Source organism: Stenotrophomonas sp. TWI377, assembly GCF_039674525.1.
GTDB lineage: Bacteria > Pseudomonadota > Gammaproteobacteria > Xanthomonadales > Xanthomonadaceae > Stenotrophomonas.
This window is the reverse complement of the sequence record NZ_JBDJNT010000029.1, coordinates 1-19,251: the sequence shown is the minus strand read 5'-3', so window position 1 is coordinate 19,251 and position 19,251 is coordinate 1. Positions and strand designations below refer to the sequence as shown.

Sequence of the window (19,251 nt, the reverse complement as noted above, 5' to 3'; positions counted from 1 at the left end):
TCTGCGTTTCCGGGAGGGCGGCGCGCTCCGATACTCGTGCCGGAAGCGTCATATGGTGTCGCCCCGGTGTCGCGGACGCTTCTGTCCGATGACGTGTTGTCATCGATCTCGCCGCGTGTGATGCAAGCGACTTTCTCGCGGAATTTAACGGCTTCTTCACCGCCGTTCTGAAACAGCCACGCCGATTTCGCATGCTCGCGATGGCCCGTTATGCTGTCGCCATGCAGCCAACGAAATTCGCCCTTCCGCTGATGTTCCTGTCCCTTGCCACCGCCTCGGTGGCACATGCACGGGGGACCATCGAGAAAGTGGACATCAAAGGATTGGACAAGGGCGACGATGCCGAGATGATCGAGAACATCGAGGTCTCGCTGTCCCTGTACGACACCATCGGCAAGGTCCAGGGCGAGTCGCGGCTGGAATATCTGTTGTCCCAGGCAGAGCGCCAGACCCGCGAGGCGCTGGAGCCGTTCGGGTACTACAACCCGACCATCACCGTGGAAAGCCCGCGCGAAGGCGAGAACCTGCGCGTGGTGATCCAGGTCGAGAAAGGGCCGCCGACCCTGGTCCGCCGCGAGCACATCGACATCACCGGCCCGGCCCAGCTGGACCAGTACCTCCAGGAAGACCTCGAGAAATTCAAGCCGCGCAAGGGCCAGCGGTTCGAGCACACCGAGTACGAAGCCAGCAAGATCCGGGTCACCCGGCGCCTGGCCGAGCGTGGTTATTTCGATGCCGACTTCACCCAGCGCCAGGTGCAGATCACCCGCGCCGAGAACGCGGCCGATGTCGATCTGACCTGGGACAGTGGCCGCCGCTACAACATGGGCGAGATCCGCTTCCATCAGGATTACTTCGTCGACAAGCTGTTCGACCCGCTGGTGTACTGGGACGAAGGCAGTTACTTCCACGAAGGCAAACTGGACCGCCTGCGCGAATCGCTGACCAAGCTCGATTACTTCAGCGTGATCGACATCCAGCCGCGCCCGGACCAGGCCGATGACAACGGCGATGTGCCGGTGGACGTCAACCTGACCCGCGCCAAGCGCACGATCTACACCGCCGGCCTGAGCTACGGCAGCGAGAGTGGCGCCGGTGTGCGCGGTGGCCTGGAGCGGCGCTTCCTCAACAGCCGCGGCCACAAGATGAACACCCAGCTCGACTATGCGCAGAAGCGCAAGAGCCTGGTCACCAGCTACCGCATCCCGGGCTTTGCCTGGCTCGATGGCTGGTATGCGTTTACCGCCAGCGCCTATGACGAGCAGACCGATTACATCGACCTGCGCAACTTCAAGCTCTCGGCCAGCCGCAGCGGCGAGATCAACGAGTACTGGACCGCGATCGCCTCGATCAACGCCCTGCGTGAGCGCTGGCGCTACGCCTCGGGCACCGAGTTCACCGATGCGGTCTACAACACCTCCACGCTGGTCTACCCGCAGCTGGTCGCCGACTACGTCAACGTGGACGATGAGATGTTCCCGCGCCGTGGCCTCAGCGGCAGTGCCACCCTGCGTGGCGGCGTCGAAGGTGCGGGCTCGGACACCAGCTTCGTGCAGGCCAACATGGTGCTGCGCTGGTATGTGCCGATCGGCGACAGCGACCGCCTGATCCTGCGCGGCGAAGGTGGCACCACCTGGACCAGCGATCTGGTGGCGATGCCGCCGAGCCTGCGCTTCTTCGCCGGTGGCGACCGCAGCATCCGCGGCTATGCCTTCCGCGAAGTCGGCCCGCGTACCGCACCACCGGACAAGTACGCGCTCGGCGCGAAGAACCTGGTGGTCGGCTCGGCCGAGTATGAGCATTACTTCAAGGGCGGGCCGTGGGGCGCGGCGGTATTCATCGATACCGGCAGCGCGTTCGACAACACCATCGACCTGCACACCGGCGTGGGCTTCGGCGTGCGCTGGAAATCGCCGGTGGGCCCGGTGCGCGTGGATATCGCGCACGGCCTGAACAACCCGGATTCGCAGTTCCAGCTGTACCTGAACATCGGAGCGGACCTGTGAGCACGCCGACGCCTTACGCCCCCGCCACCCCGCCGCCCCCGCGCGTGCGTTTCTACCGCAAGCGCCGCTTCTGGGCGTGGTCCGGTTTCACCGTGCTCGGCCTGGTGCTGTTGGCCTTGCTGCTGGTGTACTGGCTGCTGCAGACCGTGGCGGGCCGCGATGTGCTGCTGGCCCAGGTGGTCGCGCGGTTGCCGGTCGGCGCCTCGCTCACCTGGAGCAAGGTCGATGGCCCGGTCGCCGGGCCGCTGGTGCTGCACGATCTGGACTTCCGCTACGACGACATCCATTTCACCGCCGAACGGGCGTACCTGGATCCGGACATCCGGCCGCTGCTGGGCCGCAAGCTGCAGCTCGATGCACTGCAGATCAAGAACGCCACGTTGAACCTGGCCAAGAGCGATGAGCCGTTCGAGCTGCCCTCGTGGCCGGACTCGCTGCCGCAGATTGAAATGCCGCTGGCGATCCAGGCCGACACCATCATCATCGATGGCTTCCGGATCACCCAGGCGCAGCAGCCGCTGATCGACATCGCCAAGGTGCGCGGTGGGCTGGAGATCGCCAATGGCGAATTCCGCGCGCGCCAGCTGATTGTGGACAGCAGCTACGGCGATTTCCGCGTGGACGGGCATTACCTGCCGCGCAGCGATTACGACACCGACATCACCCTCGGCGCGCTGATGCCGGCGCCGCGCGGGCGTACCCCGGCGCGCCTGGGCCTGGTCGCCCGCGGTGACCTGGGCCATATGGAAGTGGCGATCGCCGGCAATGCACCGGCACCGCTGCAGGCCAGCCTCGTGTTCGATGGCCGCACCGACCCGGTGTGGAAACTCGCTGCGCGCAGCAAGGAACTGGACCTGGCCCTGCTGGTGCCGGGGATGGACGCGAGCACCAGCACGCCGATGGCGCTGGAGGTGCAGGCCGACGGCAAGGGTGGCCAGGCCAATCTGCAGGGCAGCTTCAAGCAGGGCGACATCGCGGTGGAACTGGCACCGTCCAAGGTCGGCCTGGCCGACCAGGTACTGACCGTGTCGCCGCTGCAGGTGAAGGGCTTCGGTGGACAGGCGCGGCTGGAAGGCATTGCCGATTTCACCGACAAGGAAAATGCCAGCCTGCGCTTCTCCATCGTCGCCAACGACCTCACCTTCGTGCCCGCCGCCGATACCACCACCCCGGGCGCGGCTGCGCCGGTGCCGGTGACGTTGAAAGAAGCGCGCATGGGCCTGGCCGGCACGCGCAAGGCGTGGGCGGCGGTTGGCCGTGCCTCGGTGGAACGCGAGAAGCAGGTGGCCGATCTGCAGTTCGACGTGCGCGGCAATGACCAGGCCGCCGTGATCAAACAGCTGCAGGCCAGCACGCCGGGCGGTTCGCTCGACGTGACCGGGCAGGTGGCCTGGGCGCCGCAGTTGGATTGGGACGTGGCCGCCAAACTGGCCGGCTTCGATCCGGGCTACTTCGCGCCGGGCTGGGACGGCAAGCTGTCCGGTTCGTTTGCCTCGAAGGGCCGCCAGTTGCCGCCGCCCGCCGGCAGTCCGGCCGGTACCGCTGGCAGCTACGAAGCCACCGTCGATGTGCCCGGCATCAAGGGCACGCTGCGCAAGCGCGCGCTGGATGCACAGGGCAAGTTCGCGCTGCGCGGCGAGCAGGGCGAGGGCAACCTCCGGCTGGCGCTGGGCAACAGCCGCCTGACCGCCAAGGGCTCGGTCGGCGACCGCCTGGATATCGATGCGCAGCTGGAGCCGGTGCAGCTGGACGACCTGCTGCCCAACAGCAGCGGCAGCCTGCGCGGCCACGTGCTGATCAAGGGCGCGCGTACCGCGCCGGACATCACCGCCGATCTGGTCGGCAGTGGCCTGCGCTGGGACGACTGGAGCGCCGAGGCGATCAGCATCAAGGGGCGCCTGCCGTGGCAGGGCGACAGTGGCACGCTGGCGGTGCAGGGCAGCAAGGTCCAGGTCGGCATGCTGCTGGACACGCTCAACGTCAATGCACGCGGCAGCCTCTCCAATCTGCGCCTGGATGCACAGACGAAGAACGAGCTGGGTGCTGTCGCGCTGGAAGGCGGCGTGCGCCAGCAGGGCCAGACCTGGCGTGGCGATCTGACCGCGCTGCGCATCGCACCGATGAAGGGCGATGCCTGGAGCCTGCGCGCACCGGCCACCTTCAGCGTGCAGGGCAGCAACTTCACCCTGAGCGACGCCTGCCTGGGTGCCGCCACCGGCGGCGCGCTGTGCGCCAGCGCGAACTGGCCGCGCGAAGGGCTGCTGGTGCGCGGCGATGCCTTGCCGTTGTCGCTGGTGCAGCCGTGGCTGCCGCCGCAGTCCGGGCGCCGCATCTTCCTGCGCGGTGAAGTGAATCTGGATGGGCGCATCCGCCCCCGCGGCAACGCGTGGGAAGGCAGTGCCTCGGTCACCTCGCGCGAAGGCGGGGTACGCCTGGGCGACAACGCGCGTGGCGAGCTGGTGCGTTACGACCAGTTCTCGGTGAATCTGGAGATGACCCCGCAGCAGATCAACGCCAAGCTCGGTGTCGGTTTCCAGGGCGACGGCTTCGTCGATGCCAAGGTTCAGACCGGCTGGGATGCCAACGCGCCGCTGACCGGCGAGCTGTACATGAACATCGCGCGGCTGTACTGGCTGGAACTGTTCTCGCCCGACATCGTGCGCCCAACCGGCCTGATCGAAGGCCACGTGAGTCTGCGCGGCACCCGTGGTACGCCGTCGTTGGGCGGTGAGGCGACGCTGAGCAAGTTCAATGGCGAGTTCCCTGCGCTCGGCCTGACCTTCGCCGAAGGCAAGGGCAGCTTCACCGCGCAGCCGGACGGCTCGGCCAAGATCACCGCGCAGGCCAACTCCGGCAAGGGCACGCTGTACGTGGATGGCGGGCTGTCGTGGTTCGGCGATGCACAGCCGCTGCAGCTGCATATCCACGGCGAAAACGTGCTGCTGGCCAACACCAGCGAGCTGCGCGTGATCGCCAACCCGAACCTGGACTTCACGTTGGCCGGCAGCGCGATGCAGCTGCGTGGCACCGTGCACGTGCCCGAAGCGGATCTGGACCTGGAGCGCCTGGATCGTGGCACCTCGGTCTCCGAAGATGTGGTGGTGCTGGACCCGGTCGATCCGGAAGAGGGGCCCAGCTCGCCGCTGGACATGGACCTGACCGTGAGCCTGGGCGACAAGGTCAAGATGGCCGGGTTCGGCCTGAAGGGTGCGCTGACCGGCAAGATGCAGGTGTGGGCACGCCCGGGGCGTGAGATGACCGCCAACGGCGGGCTGGAAGTCAGTGGGCGCTACAAGGCCTACGGCCAGGACCTGACCATCACCCGCGGCAACTTGAACTGGAACTACAACGCGGTCTCCGATCCGCGCATCAACATCCGTGCCCAGCGCGCCGTCGGCGATGTCACCGCCGGCATCGACGTGACCGGGCGGGCGCAGTCGCCGCGCGTGGATGTGTGGTCGGAACCGGCGATGTCGCAGTCCGAAGCACTGGCCTACCTGGTGCTGGGACGCAGCCTCACCGGTGCCAGCAGCGATCAGGCCCAGCAGGTCAACGCGGCCTCGGCGGCGCTGTCGGCCGGCAGCGGCCTGCTCGCCTCGCAGCTGGGCGCCAAGCTTGGCCTGGACGACGCCGGCGTGAGCCAGTCGCGCGCGCTGGGTGGCTCGGTGATCGGCTTCGGCAAGTACATCTCTCCCAAGCTGTACATCGGCTACGGCGTCTCGCTGGTCGGCAGTGGCTCGGTGCTGACGCTGAAGTATCTGCTGCGCCGTGGCTTCGATGTGGAGCTGGAATCGAGCACGGTGGAAAACCGTGGGTCGCTGAACTGGCGAAAAGAAAAGTAGATCACGACCGTTGGTCGTGATGCGGGTGCTTGCCCAACCATCGGCCGTTGCCCCTGCCGGGCGCAGCGGCTAAGGTCTCGGGCTGTTCTGACGTACCGGATGTGCCCATGTCTTCACGCAAACCCCTCACCGCCGCGCTGGCGCTTGGCCTGACCCTCGCTGCCGGCGCCCATGCCGACGAAGGCATGTGGATGCCGACCCAGCTGCCGGACCTGGCCAAACCGCTGAAGGCGGCCGGCTTCAAGGGCAACCCGGGCGACCTGGCCAACGTCACCGCGCCGCCGCTGAGTGCGGTGGTGCGTGCCGGTGGCGGGACCGGTTCGTTCGTCTCCGACGACGGCCTGCTGCTGACCAACCACCATGTGGCCATGGGCGTGATCCAGTACAACACCTCGCCCGAGCACAACCTGATCAACGACGGCTTCATCGCCAAGGGCCGCAGCGATGAGCGCGCGGCCAACCCGGATTTCCGCGTGCTGGTCACGGTCGGGTTCGACAAGGTCACCGATGAAGTGCTGCGCGATGCGCGCGGCAAGACCGGACGGGCGTATTTCGATGCGGTCGACCGCGCCAGCAAGCAGCTGGTGGCCGAGTGCGAGAAAGAAGGCAACATCCGCTGCAGCGTGGCGGACATGTACTACGGCACCGATTTCTATCGCATCCGCCAGCTTGAGCTGAGCGATGTGCGCCTGGTCTACGCGCCGCCGCGCGCGATCGGCAATTATGGCGATGAGATCGACAACTTCATGTGGCCGCGCCACACCGGTGATTTCACCCTGCTGCGTGCCTACGTGGGCAAGGACGGCAAGCCCGCGCCGTACAGCGTGGACAACGTGCCGTACCACCCGCCGGCGCACCTGAAGATGGCGATCGACGGCCCGAAGACCGGCGACTACGCGATGCTGGCCGGTTACCCGGGCATCACCTACCGCCATCGCACCGCCGCGGAATTCGCCGGCCAGATCGATGCCGTGCTGCCACGCCGCGTGGCGGTGTTCCAGCAGATGATCGACACCATCGAAGCGGCCAGTGCGAAGGATGCGCAGGCACGCACCCGTTACGCCTCGCAGCTGCAGTCGCTGAAGAACAACCGCAAGCGCGCCGCTGGCGAGCTGGAAGGCCTGCTGCGCAGCGATGCCAAGGCGCAGCGTGCCGCCGATGAGGCAGCGATGCTGCAGGCCACCGACGCGACGTACCGGGGCGACATCCAGTCCCTGCTGAGCTCGCTGTCCAGCGGCGCATCAGTGGGCGAGCGCGATCTGCTGCTCGATCTGCTCGCGGCGCAGAGCCAGCTGCTGCGCTCGGCACTGACCCTGGAGCGCCTGCGCATCGAATCGGCCAAGCCCGATGCCGAGCGTGACACGGGCTACCAGCAGCGCGATCTGGCCTTGATCGAGGGCGTGCTCAAGCAGGTCCAGCGCCGCTACGATCCGGCCATCGAAAAAGCGCTGTTGACCACGCTGCTGACCCGCTACCAGCAGCTGCCCGACGCGCAGCGCGTGCCCGCGTTCGACGCGGCCTTCGGCCGCACCCCGGCCGCGCTGGCCAAGACCCTGGATACGCTGTACGCCACCACGCGCCTGGGCGACGAAGCCGAGCGGCTGTCGCGCTTTGCCGCGGCGAAAGAGGGCAAGGCGCTGGCACGCGATCCGCTGATCGATCTGGCCGGCCCGCTGGTCGCCGCGCAACTGCGCCTGGATGACGAGCGCAAGACCCGCGAAGGCGAGCAGCTGCGCCTGCGCCCGGCGTACATGCAGGCGCTGTTCGCCTGGCGTGCCAAGCAGGGCCGCGCGGTCTACCCGGATGCGAACCGTACCCTGCGCATCAGCTACGGCAAGGTCGAGGCGCTGTCGCCGCGCGATGCGGTGCATTTCGACCCGGTGACCACTGTGGCCGGCATCGTCGAGAAGAACACCAACGCCTACCCGTTCGATGCGCCCAAGCCGCTGCTGGACGCGATCGCCAAGGGTGATTTCGGCTCCACCGCCGATCCGGTGCTGAAGACCCAGACGGTCAACTTCCTGACCAACCTGGACACCACCGGCGGCAACTCCGGTTCGCCGGTGCTCAACGCACAGGGCGAACTGATCGGCCTGAACTTCGACAGCAATTGGGAGTCGGTCAGCGCCAGCTGGTGGTTCGATCCGCGCTTCAAGCGCGCGGTGCACGTGGACATGCGCTACCTGCGCTGGCTGCTGGCCAAGGTCTACCCGGCGCCGGAGCTGTTGAAGGAAATGGGCGTCCCGGCCGAATAAGGCACGGCGGCCCGCCCTGGAACGCCACGACCAACGGTCGTGGCCTACACTGCGGGCTGCTCTCACGGAAACACCCGCGTGGTCTCCAGCTGGATCCTGCTGTTGGTGTCAGTGGCCTATGCCGCGCTGCTGTTCGGCGTGGCGTGGTGGGGCGACCGTCGCCCGATGTACCCGGATCGCCCGTGGCTGCGCCCGGTGGTCTACAGCCTGGCACTGGCCGTGTACTGCTCGTCATGGACGTTCTACGGTGCGGTCGGCACGGCGGTGCGCAATGGCATCGGCTACCTGCCGATCTACCTGGGGCCCCTGCTGCTGTGGGTGTTCGGCTGGCGGATCATCGAGCGCCTGGCGCTGATCGCACGCAGCCAGAACGTGGTCTCCATCGCCGATTTCATCTCCTCGCGGTTCGGCCGCTCACGCCGCCTGGCCGCACTGGTGGCGGTGATCGCGTTGATCGGCATCGTGCCGTACCTGGCCCTGCAGTACAAAGCCGTCGCGATGAGCCTGCAGGTGCTGACCGGCAACGTCGGCCCGACTGGCTTCTTCACGGATCCCGCGTTGTACGTGGCGTTGCTGATGGCGCTGTTCGCCACGCTGTTCGGTACCCGCCAGGTGGATGCCACCGAGCACCACCACGGCATGATGCTGGCGATCGCGCTGGAATCGATGATCAAGCTGATCGCGATGGTCGCGCTGGGCCTGTTCGCCTACCTGTGGCTCAACGACCGCACCGATGCGGTGATCGAGTCGGCGCATACGCTGTTCACCGGCTTGCCACCGGTCGGGTTCATTTCCCAGACGCTGCTGAGTTTCCTGGCCATCATCTGCCTGCCGCGCCAGTTCCATGTGGCGGTGGTCGAGTGTGGCGATGTGCGTGATATCCGCCGCGCGCGCTGGATGTTCGGGGCCTACCTGGTGATCATCTCGGCGATGGTGATTCCGATCGCCACCGCCGGCGTGACCCTGTTCGGCACCGGTGGCAGCGTCGCCGACGACAGCATGGTGCTGGCCCTGCCGCTCGCCGAAGGCCGCAAGTTCCTGGCGCTGGTCGCCTATGTCGGCGGCTTCTCGGCCGCGACCGGCATGGTCATCGTGGCCTCCATCGCGCTGGCGACCATGGTCAGCAACGATCTGGTGATGCCGGTCCTGCTGCGCCGCAGTGGCGATCATCAAGAGGCGGCGGATGTCGCTTCGCGCGTGTTGTGGATTCGCCGTACCGCGATCCTGCTGCTGGCGCTGGTGGCCTACAGCTATTACCGCGGCAGCAGCAACGACAGTACCCTGGCCTCCTACGGCCTGATGGCCTTCGCTGCAGTCGCGCAGTTCGCCCCGGGGCTGATCGGCGGGCTGTACTGGCGCGGTGCCAGCCGCCGCGGCGTCGAAGTCGGCATGCTGCTCGGCTTCGGCACCTGGGTATACACGCTGCTGTTGCCGGCGCTGACCCAGGCCGGCTGGATGTCGTCGGCCTGGCTGGTGCAGGGCCCGTTCGGGATCGGCTGGCTGCAGCCGCAGCACCTGTTCGGCATGAGCGGCTGGGACCCGCTGACGCACGGCACGTTCTGGTCGCTGCTGGTCAATGTCGCGGCGATGGTGCTGGTCTCGGTGCGCTGGCGCCCGGGCGTGGATGAACGCCTGCGTGCGGCGCCGTTCCTGGATCCCTACGCGCAGCGCCCATCGGTGGCCGGTGCGTGGCCGGGAAACGTGCATGTCGGTGACCTGTTGGCGCTGGCCTCGCGCGTGGTGGGCGACCGTCATGCCCGTCGATCGTTCTTCGAGCAGGCGCAGTCCATGGACCGCGAGCTGCAGGCCTCCGCGCCGGCGGACCGTGCCTGGGTGCAGTTCACCGAGCGCCTGCTGGCGGCCTCGATCGGCGCGGCGTCGGCCCGCCTGCTGCTGACCAGTCTGCTGCGCGGTTCGGGCATGGACCTGGGCGAAGTGGTGGCGGTGCTCGACGAGGCAGGCCAGGAACTGCGCTTCAACCGCGAGATTCTCTCCACCACCCTGGAGAACATCAGCGCGGGGGTCAGCGTGGTCGATCCGGACATGCGCCTGACCGCCTGGAACCGCCGCTACCAGCAGATGTTCGGGTACCCCGACGGGATGCTCTACGTGGGCCGGCCGGTCGCCGACCTGATCCGCTACAACGCCGAGCGCGGTGAGCTCGGCGAGGGCGACATCGAGCTGCAGATCAACCGCCGCATCGGCTACATGCGAGCCGGCTCGCCGCACATCTTCGAGCGCACCCGCAGCGACGGCAAGGTGATCGAGATGCGCGGGCAGGCGCTGCCCGGCGGTGGCTACGTCACCAGTTACAACGACATCACCGACTACAAGCACGCCGAGCGCGCGCTGCTGGAAGCCAACGAAACGCTGGAACAGCGCGTGGCCGAGCGCTCGCATGAAGCCGAAGTGGCCCAGCAGTCCAAGACGCGCTTCCTGGCCGCGATCAGCCACGACGTGCTGCAGCCGCTCAATGCTGCCCGTCTGTTCGCTTCAGCGCTGCGTGAGAGCCACCACAACAACGAAGAGCAACGGCATCTGGCCGAGCGCGTGGATGCCTCGTTGCGTGCAGCCGAGGAACTGCTGGATGGCCTGCTGGATGTCTCCCGTCTGGATGCCGGTGGCCTGCATCCGGTGATCGGTGAATTCGATGTCAGCCTGCTGATGCGCGAGCTGGCGGCGCAGTACTCGCCCGTCGCAGCCGGCCGTGGGTTGCGCATGGATCTGTTCGCGCGGCCGGCCTGGGTGCGCAGCGATCGCCGCCTGCTGCGCCGCGTGCTGCAGAACTTCCTGGCCAATGCGCTGCGCTACACGCGCCAGGGCCGCATCGTGCTGGCCGTGCGCCATCGCGGGCCGGAAGTGGAACTGCAGGTATGGGATACCGGCCCGGGCATTCCCGAACACCACATGCAGCAGATCTTCGATGAGTTCCATCGCTACCAGCAGCCGTTCGACTGGGGCGAGCAGGGCCTGGGGCTGGGCCTGTCGATCTGCCAGCGTATCTCGCGCCTGCTCGATCACCGCCTCAACGCCCGCAGCCGGGTCGGCAGCGGCAGCATGTTCTCGATCCTGCTGCCTCTCGTGGCGGCCCCGGCCTTGCCGACCGCAGACGCACTGCCGGCACCGAGCCCGGTCACCCGCGCCGATTCACTGGCCGGCATGCGCGTGCTGTGCGTGGATAACGATCAGGAAATCCTGGATGGCATGCGGGCGCTGCTGGGCCGTTGGCAGGTGCAGGTGATCACCGCCAGCACCGTTGACCAGGCACTGGAGAAAGTGGTCGAACGGCCGGACGTGATGTTGGTGGATTACCACCTGCATGACCGCCTGGACGGGCTGGATACCTTGGTGGCGCTGGGCCAGAAGGCCGGGCGTGCGATTCCGGGGGCGCTGCTCACCGCCGACGGCCGCGACGAGCTCAAGCGGATGGCGCGTGACCGCGGCTATCGGTTGTTGACCAAACCGATCAAGCCGGCCTCGCTGCGGGCCTTCCTGGCCGCCTTCCACGACACCCGCGGCGATCTCTAGCCGTGGGGCGGGCGTGACCGCCGGTCAGGCCACGGCGCCGCTGAGATGTTCGTACAGGATGGTCGAGCCGATGATGATCAGGATCAGGCCGCCGATGATCTCGGCGCGCTTGCCGACCATGCCGCCCAGCACGCGGCCGAGCATGATGCCGGCGGTCACCATGGTGAGCGTGCACAGGCCGATGATCAGCGCCATCACACCGATATGCACGTCGAGGAAGGCCAGGCCGATGCCGACTGCCATCGCATCGATGCTGGTGGCGAAGCCGGTCATTGCCAGGCGCCAGAAGCCATGGTGCTTGCTGGTGTCTTCCTCGTCGCCGCCCTCGTCGGGGCGCAGGCCGTTGATGATCATGTGCACGCCCAGCGCACCGAGCAGGCCGAACGCGATCCAGTGATCGAAGGCCTCCACATACGCCAGCGCAGCGCGGCCGAGCAGCCAGCCGATCACCGGCGTGATGCCTTCGATGACACCGAAAATCAGGCCGGCGCGCAAGGCGTCGGAAAAGCGTGGCTTGCGCATGGCCGCGCCCTTGCCGATGGCAGCAGCGAAGGCATCGGTGGACATGGCAAAGCCGATCAGCAGGATCGAAATGGGGGACATTGGGATACGCGACAGGTCGGGCGAGAGCGAGCAACGGACCGCGGACGCGCCCAACCTGTCGTTGCGCACGCGGACCGCTGGTCTCGCCAACCAAGATGGTTGCCCGCACCACGGCGCACTGGCCGAGTATGTTGATACGGGCGATTCCTTCAGCAGGAATCCGGCTACTCCCCAAGGGGACGCGAAGCTTAGCACCGGGGTTGTGGCGTGGCGCGTTTACCGGCAATTGCGCAGGTAACGCTGGATTTCATAGCCCCGGCTATAAGCCGTGGCGGGTAGAGCCGACCGTTGGTCGGCTGCACGGCGTGATCGGGCTCTGCAGCCGACCAACGGTCGGCTCTACGCCACCGATCCGCGTGGTGCCCTCACTCCTCTTCGGGCGGCAACACGATCTGCTCGTCATCGATGGCCAGCTTGCCGGCCATCAGCACCGCCTGGGTGCGGTTGGTGACGCCCAGCTTGCGCAGGATCGCGGTGACGTGGGCTTTGATCGTCGCTTCGGAGACATTGAGGTCGTAGGCGATCTGCTTGTTGAGGCGGCCGGCGCCGAGCATCTGCAATACCCGGAACTGCTGCGGGGTCAGCTCGCGCAGGCGCTGGCCGATCTCGCGTTCCTCGCGCCCGGTCTGGGGCACGTTGTGCGCTTCCGGCGGTGCCCAGGTCTCACCATCCAGGATGGTGCCCAGTGCATGGCCGATCGTGTCCGAATCGGCGGATTTGGGGATGAAGCCGAAGGCGCCATGGTCGAGCGCGCGGCGCATCACCGTCGGCTCTTCGCGTGCGGACACCACCACCACCGGCAGCTGCGGGTGCAGGGCACGCATATGCACGAGCGCGTTGAAGCCCTGCGCACCGGGCATGTTGAGGTCCATCAGGACCAGGTCGGCGTCGGTGTGCTGGTCGGCCAGCTGGTACAGCGCTTCCACGCTGTCCGCTTCGTACAGCTGCACGCCGGGGATGACGCGTTGCACGGCCCCGCGAAGGGCTTCGCGGAACAGCGGATGGTCATCGGCAATCAGGAGGGTCGTCATGGTGGGGGCCATGTTGCGGAGGCGTGCAGCGACGCAACGAAAAGGTCTATCGAGATGACAGCCCCCTGAGTCAGGGGGCGGCCGCGAAGCGGCGGGGTGTGGGTGCTGGTGAGGCGGGGCCCACGATCCGCTTGCGGATCGTGGGAGCGACAGCGCGAAGGCGATGACGCGGCCCCATCCTGCGCCTGCACGGTGAAGGGTTACTTCACTTCACTTTGCGTTCTTCCACCAGCGAGGCCACGACCGACGGATCGGCCAGGGTCGAGGTGTCGCCGAGCTGGTCCGGGGCGTTCTCGGCGATCTTGCGCAGGATGCGGCGCATGATCTTGCCCGAGCGCGTCTTGGGCAGGCCCGGTGCCCACTGCAGATGGTCGGGCGCGGCGATCGGACCGATTTCCTTGCGCACCCAGGCCACCAGCTCCTTGTGCAGTACATCGCTCGGCGTCTCGTCGGCGATCAGGGTCACGTAGGCATAGATGCCCTGGCCCTTGATGTCGTGCGGGAAGCCGACCACGGCCGCTTCGGCCACCTTCGGGTGCGAGACCAGCGCGCTTTCCACCTCGGCGGTGCCGATGCGGTGGCCGGAAACGTTGATCACATCGTCCACGCGGCCGGTGATCCAGTAGTAGCCATCCTCGTCACGACGGCAGCCGTCTCCGGTGAAGTAGCTGCCCGGGTAGGTGCGGAAGTAGGTATCGATGAAACGCTGATGGTCGCCGTAGACGGTGCGCATCTGGCCCGGCCACGAATCGCGGATGATCAGGTTGCCTTCGGTGGCCCCCTCCTGGATCTCGCCATCGGCATTGACCAGCGCCGGCTGCACGCCGAAGAAGGGCAGGGTGGCCGAGCCCGGCTTGAGATCGACCGCGCCCGGCAGCGGGGAAATCAGGATGCCGCCGGTTTCGGTCTGCCACCAGGTATCCACGATCGGGCAGCGACTGTCGCCGACCACTTCGTAGTACCAGCGCCACGCTTCCGGATTGATCGGCTCGCCGACACTGCCGAGCAGGCGCAGCGAACTGCGCGAGGTGCGCTTGACCGGTGCATCGCCTTCGCGCATCAACGCGCGGATCGCGGTGGGGGCGGTGTAGAAGATGGTGACCTGGTGCTTGTCGATCACTTCCCAGAACCGCGAGGTGTTCGGGAAGTTCGGCACGCCTTCGAACATCACCGAGGTCGCGCCATTGGCCAGCGGACCGTACACGATGTAGCTGTGGCCGGTGACCCAGCCGACATCGGCGGTGCACCAGTAGATGTCGTCCTCGCGCAGGTCGAACACCGCTTCATGGGTGTAGGCCGCGTACAGCAGGTAACCGCCGGTGGTGTGCAGCACGCCCTTGGGCTTGCCGGTGGAGCCGGAGGTGTAGAGGATGAACAGCGGATCCTCGGCGTTCATGCGCTCGGGCTCGCACTGCGTCGGCTGCGGATCCACCACGTCGTGGAACCAGCGGTCGCGCGGGGCCTGCATGTCCACCGCGCCGCCGGTGTGGCGGACCACCAGCACCGTTTCCACGGTGGTGGTGCCGGGCAGCTTCAGCGCCGCATCGACGTTGGCCTTGAGCGGAATCTTCTTGCCGCCGCGCAGACCTTCGTCGGCGGTGATGATCAGCTTGCTGCCGCAGTCGATGACGCGGTCGGCGATCGAGTTCGGGGCAAAGCCGCCGAACACCACCGAGTGGATCGCACCGATACGCGCGCAGGCCAGCATGGCCACCGCGGCGTCGACGATCATCGGCAGGTAGATGGTGACCCGGTCGCCCTTCTTGACGCCGAGGTTGCGCAGCGCGTTGCCGAGGCGGCAGGTGCGCTCATACAGCTCGCGATAGGTGACGCCCTGCGACGGTGCATCGGGGCTGTCCGGTTCGAACAGCAGGGCGATCTTGTCGCCGCGTTTGTCGAGCTGGCGATCCAGGCAGTTGACGCTGGCGTTGAGCTCGCCGTCTTCGAACCACTTGATGCGGAAATCGTCGAGCTGGTAGCTGACGTTCTTGATGCGGGTCGGTTTCTTGAACCAGTCCAGGCGCTCGGCGGCCTTGCCCCAGAAGGCATCCGGATGCTCCACCGATTCGCGGTAGAGCTGCTGGTACGTGTTCTTGTCGATCCGCGATGCCGCGGCGAACGCGGCGTCGACGGGGTAAAGATCAGCCATGGCACCCTCACTTGCACGTTGACTTGGGGTTGTGCGGTCGCAACATAAGTGGCGACCTCTCCCCCTCAGTTTGCCGCATCCACCCGTCTGCGCGGTATCGGGGTGGTTAGACCATGGTCGAACGCCGACCACCCCGATATGACATGGCCGTTGACCCCGGTAGCCCACGACCGTTGGTCGTGAGGCTCACGGCCGTTCGCCCCGGTAGCTCACGACCGTTGGTCGTGAGGCTCACGGCCGTTCGCCCCGGTAGCTCACGACCGTTGGTCGTGAGGCACACGGCCATTCGCCCCGGTAGCTCACGACCGTTGGTCGTGAGGCACTGCGTACCGACCAACGGTCGGTACCTACACGGTGCCTTCGGCACCTGCCGGCCGCCTGCCGGCGCCCGGGTCGTACTCGCCCCGCTGGGGCGAGTACGACTAATGGCCAATAGCTTCGGTGCGTCAACCCGCCGCACCCTCGGCTCGACCGTGCCCCATGCGCGGCATCACCTTGCCACCCGGGAGAGAGGGCAACATGAGCCACCGTTTGCTGAGGACGACACGCCGGCCGTTGGCCGCCGCCATGTTCGTCGCATTGATCGCGCCAGGCATGGCGTTCGCCGAAACCGCAAAAGAGAAAGCACTGGAAGCCCGCGTCGTGGAACTGGAGCGCCAGGTCCAGCTGCTGCTGAACAACCAGCAGCAACAGCAGGTCCAGATCAGCCAGGCCCAGACCGATGTCACCGCGGTGCGCACCGTGCAGGCGCAGCAACCGGTGGCGGCCACCGTGCCGGCCGGCAAGCAGCCGATCCAGGTCACCACCATCACCCCGGGCGCCGCGCCGGGGACCACGGTCAAGATCGGCGGCTTCATCAAGGCCGATTTCCTCGCCACCCAGACCGGCGACGGTCAGCTGGCCGACGATGCCACCGGTCGCGCGCTGTACCTGCCGGGCCAGACCCCGGTGGCCGGTGCCGGCGGCAGCGGCAAGCGTTCGGACGTGGACTACAACGCCCACGCCAAGTTCTCGCGCTTCAATCTTGGCATCGACAATGTCAGCGAGGCCGGCAACAAGTCCGGTGCGTTCTTCGAGATGGACTTCTTCGGCAACTCACTGGGCAACCAGACCGCGACCAATACCTACGGTGCGACCCTGCGTCACGCCTACATGTACTGGAACAACTGGATGGCCGGCCAGACCTGGTCGAACTTCATGGACGCCGCGTCGCTGCCGGAAGCGGCGGACTTCGTCGGCCCGACCGATGGTGTGATCTTCGTGCGCCAGGCACAGATCCGCTACACCCAGGGCGGCTTCAGCGTCGCGCTGGAAAACCCGGAAACCACGCTGCTCACCGGCACCCGCAACCCGGTCACCGGCGCGTGGACCAACGTGGCCAGCAACTCCGATCGCGGCGCGCTGCCGGATCTGACCCTGCGTTATGGCTGGAAGGGTGACTGGGGCACCTTCGGCGTCGGCGGCGTGGTCCGCCAGCTCAAGGTCGACAACCAGACCACCGGTGCCGATGCGGACAAGATCGCCGGCGGCCTCACCCTGGGCGGCAAGTGGGTGATGGGCCCGACCGATACGCTGCACTACCAGGTCACCGGTGGCGAAGGCATCGCACGTTACATCGGCCTGGGCGTCACCGCCGATACCGCGTATGACATCGCCCGCGACGAACTCAACCCGACCGGCGTGCTGGCCGGCTATGTGGGCTGGCGCCATGCCTTTACTCCGAAGCTGCGCACCAACCTGATCTACGCGCGCAGCGATTACGACAACGACGGCAGCCTTGGCCCGCTGGTCACCAAGAGCGTGCAGAGCATCCGCGGCAACGTGTTCTACACACCAATGCCCAAGGTCGATGTCGGCGCCGAGCTGATGTACGGCGTGCGCGAGATCGAGGATGGCCGCAAGGGCGATATCAGCCGCCTGCAGTTCACGACGAAATACAGCTTCTAAAAGAAAAAACGATTGCCGGTGTACAGCCGGCACAACACAACGATTGCTTCGGAGGGGAAGCGTCTTATGTCCACCACACCCGCACCAACAAAAGCCCAACTTACCCAGGGACACAAGAAGGTCATCTTCGCGTCCAGCCTGGGGACCGTCTTCGAGTGGTACGACTTCTTCCTGTACGGCTCGCTCGCCGCGATCATCGCCAAGCAGTTCTTCAGCGGCGTAAATGAAACCACGGGCATGATCTTCGCCCTGCTGGCGTTCGCGGCCGGCTTCTTCGTGCGCCCGTTCGGCGCGGCCTTCTTCGGCAGCCTCGGTGACCGGATCGGCCGTAAGTACACCTTCCTGGTCACGATCCTGATCATGGGCATCTCGACCTTCCTGGTCGGCGTGCTGCCCAACTATGCGTCGATCGGTTTCGCCGCCCCGGTGATCCTGATCATCCTGCGTCTGGCCCAGGGCCTGGCGATGGGTGGCGAATACGGTGGCGCGGCGACCTACGTCGCCGAGCACGCACCGGCCGACAAGCGTGGCCTGTACACCAGCTTCATCCAGTGCACCGCGACGCTTGGCCTGTTCATGTCGCTGCTGATCATCCTGGCCTGCCGTTACTTCCTGGGCAATGAAGCGTTCGAAGCCTGGGGCTGGCGTATTCCGTTCCTGGTCTCGATCGTGCTGCTGGGCATCTCGGTGTGGATCCGCCTGCAGCTGAGCGAATCCCCGCTGTTCCAGCAGATGAAGGCTGAAGGCAAGGGCTCCAAGACCCCGTTCCGTGACAGCCTCAAGGACGGCAACCTCAAGCTGATGCTGCTGGTCCTGCTCGGTGCCGCAGCCGGTCAGGCCGTGGTGTGGTACGGCGGCCAGTTCTACGCGCTGTTCTTCCTGAGCAGCATGCTCAAGGTCGACGCCACCACCTCCTATCTGCTGATCGCCGCAGCCTTGGCACTGGGCGTGCCGTTCTTCATCTTCTTCGGCTGGCTGTCCGACCGTATCGGCCGCAAGAAGATCATCCTGGCCGGCTGCCTGCTGGCCGCCATCACCTACATCCCGATCTTCAAGGGCCTGACCCACTTCGCCAACCCGGCCATCGAAGAAGCCCGCACCAACTCGCCGGCGCTGGTCAATGCCGACCCGAACACCTGCTCGTTCCAGTTCGATCCGGTCGGCCTGCGCAAGTTCACCAGCTCCTGCGACGTGGCCACCGCGGCCCTGACCAAAGCCGGTGTGCCCTATGAAGTGAAGCCGGCACCGGCCGGTACGCTGGCGACGGTCAACGTCGGGACCACCGCCGTGACCTCCTACGAGGCTGCAGGCCTGACCAAGGAAGAACTCAAGGCCAAGGGCGATGCCTTCGGCGGAGAGCTCAAGGGTGCGTTGGGTGCCGCCGGTTACCCGGCCAAGGCTGACAACGCGCGCATCAACATCCCCGGCACGATCTTCATGCTGTGGCTGCTGGTGCTGTACGTGACGATGGTCTATGGCCCGATCGCCGCCTACCTGGTCGAGCTGTTCCCGACGCGTATCCGCTACACCTCGATGTCGCTGCCGTACCACATCGGCAACGGCTGGTTCGGTGGCTTCCTGCCGGCGATTTCCTTCGCGCTGGTGGCCGGTACCGGCAACCTCTACTACGGCCTGTGGTACCCGATCATCATCGCGTTGATGACGGTCGTGGTGGGCGGCCTGTTCCTGCATGAAACCAAGGATGTGGACATCACCAAGTAGCGGTGCGCCACACGGTATGACCAAGGGGCCGCGATGCAGATCGCGGCCCTTTTTTGTGTCCTGGGTAGTGCCGGGGGCGGGGCGGGACCCCCGAAAGGCTCCGGCCCCCCGGCGCGGCGGCCCGGCCACGGCCCGCGCAACCCCCGCCCCCCCGCCCGCCGCCCGCCG

General features: G+C 66.7%; 9 protein-coding genes. 6 read left to right on the top strand and 3 right to left on the bottom strand.

Features of this window, described 5'->3' with window-relative positions:
• Positions 1-221: 221 nt before the first annotated feature.
• From ABE546_RS17510 to ABE546_RS17495, 4 genes are all read left to right on the top strand, one after another.
• Positions 222-2,006, top strand: coding sequence for an autotransporter assembly complex family protein (locus ABE546_RS17510; RefSeq protein ID WP_346464597.1), 1,785 nt, complete (start codon positions 222-224; stop codon positions 2,004-2,006).
• Positions 2,003-5,848 (top strand): translocation/assembly module TamB domain-containing protein, encoded by a 3,846-nt coding sequence (locus tag ABE546_RS17505; RefSeq protein WP_346464593.1) that lies wholly within the window; start codon positions 2,003-2,005, stop codon positions 5,846-5,848. Before ABE546_RS17510 ends, ABE546_RS17505 begins: the two co-directional genes overlap by 4 nt.
• Positions 5,849-5,955: 107 nt before the next feature.
• On the top strand, positions 5,956-8,103 hold the full coding sequence (locus ABE546_RS17500) for a S46 family peptidase (RefSeq protein ID WP_346464592.1): 2,148 nt from the start codon (positions 5,956-5,958) through the stop codon (positions 8,101-8,103).
• A gap of 78 nt (positions 8,104-8,181) precedes the next feature.
• On the top strand, positions 8,182-11,631 hold the full coding sequence (locus ABE546_RS17495) for a PAS domain-containing hybrid sensor histidine kinase/response regulator (RefSeq protein WP_346464591.1): 3,450 nt from the start codon (positions 8,182-8,184) through the stop codon (positions 11,629-11,631).
• Between the two features lie 24 nt (positions 11,632-11,655).
• Here ABE546_RS17495 and ABE546_RS17490 read toward each other — a convergent pair whose 3' ends face one another.
• The 3 genes from ABE546_RS17490 to acs form a co-directional block, all read right to left on the bottom strand.
• Positions 11,656-12,234, bottom strand: a complete 579-nt coding sequence (locus ABE546_RS17490) for a manganese efflux pump MntP family protein (RefSeq protein WP_313211923.1) — start codon at positions 12,232-12,234, stop codon at positions 11,656-11,658.
• Between the two features lie 365 nt (positions 12,235-12,599).
• On the bottom strand, positions 12,600-13,265 hold the full coding sequence (locus ABE546_RS17485; protein ID WP_121040978.1) for a response regulator transcription factor: 666 nt from the start codon (positions 13,263-13,265) through the stop codon (positions 12,600-12,602).
• A 205-nt stretch (positions 13,266-13,470) separates the two neighbouring features.
• Positions 13,471-15,414: an acetate--CoA ligase gene (acs, locus tag ABE546_RS17480; RefSeq protein WP_346464590.1), complete on the bottom strand. Its 1,944-nt coding sequence runs from the start codon at positions 15,412-15,414 to the stop codon at positions 13,471-13,473.
• Between the two features lie 519 nt (positions 15,415-15,933).
• On the opposite strand from acs, the gene ABE546_RS17475 reads away from it, so the two are divergent.
• On the top strand, positions 15,934-17,361 hold the full coding sequence (locus ABE546_RS17475) for a DcaP family trimeric outer membrane transporter (protein WP_313211921.1): 1,428 nt from the start codon (positions 15,934-15,936) through the stop codon (positions 17,359-17,361).
• 66 nt (positions 17,362-17,427) lie between these two features.
• The gene (locus ABE546_RS17470; RefSeq protein WP_313219263.1) at positions 17,428-19,083 is read left to right on the top strand and encodes an MFS transporter; all 1,656 of its coding nucleotides are present in this window, start codon (positions 17,428-17,430) and stop codon (positions 19,081-19,083) included.
• The last annotated feature ends 168 nt before the right edge of the window (positions 19,084-19,251 follow it).